Source organism: Paraburkholderia sp. BCC1876 (genome assembly GCF_902833695.1).
GTDB lineage: Bacteria > Pseudomonadota > Gammaproteobacteria > Burkholderiales > Burkholderiaceae > Paraburkholderia.
The window spans coordinates 1-495 of record NZ_CADFGI010000064.1 but is presented as its reverse complement, the minus strand read 5'-3'; the positions used below and the strand labels follow the sequence as shown (position 1 = coordinate 495).

The following is a 495-nucleotide window of genomic DNA, read 5'->3' as shown; positions in this document are numbered from 1 at the left end:
GCGCACATGTCCGCGACCGACTTCATGGCCCTCCCGGCGCATCAGGCGATGCCTGCGTCCGTGCCCCGGCGAACGGAAACGCCATGTGCAGTTCGTCGATTCGCCGCATCAGCAACTGATCCGCCTCGGGCCTTGCCAAGCGCTCCGGACAAAAAAATCATTTCCCAGCGTCAACTGACCTATCTTCGCGTGCAGAGCCTTCAGGTCTACCGGCGGCTCGCTCGTGGGCCTGCCTGCTGCACCGAACACATCGGCTGCACGCTGCTGCAGTTGCCGCTTCCCTTCCGTGATCCGGTTCGGATGCGCATCGAACCGCTGTGCCAGTTCGGCCAGCGTGCGCTCGCACCTGACCGCCGCCAGCGCCACTTTCGCCTTGAACGCCGCTGAGTGCGTCCGGCGGGCTCCCTTCGTTCTCTTTTCGGTTCCTTTGCCCGCGTTGTCGCTGGCTCTGGCCCCGCGCATTCCACTTACCCGATTGTCCGAATTTGCGCGGCC

The 495-nt window shown here is 64.4% G+C and carries 1 pseudogene; it reads right to left on the bottom strand.

Annotated features, from left to right (window positions below):
- Positions 1 to 462, bottom strand: a pseudogene (locus HWY05_RS38575) (transposase); the annotation flags it as partial.
- Between the last annotated feature and the right edge of the window lie 33 nt (positions 463 to 495).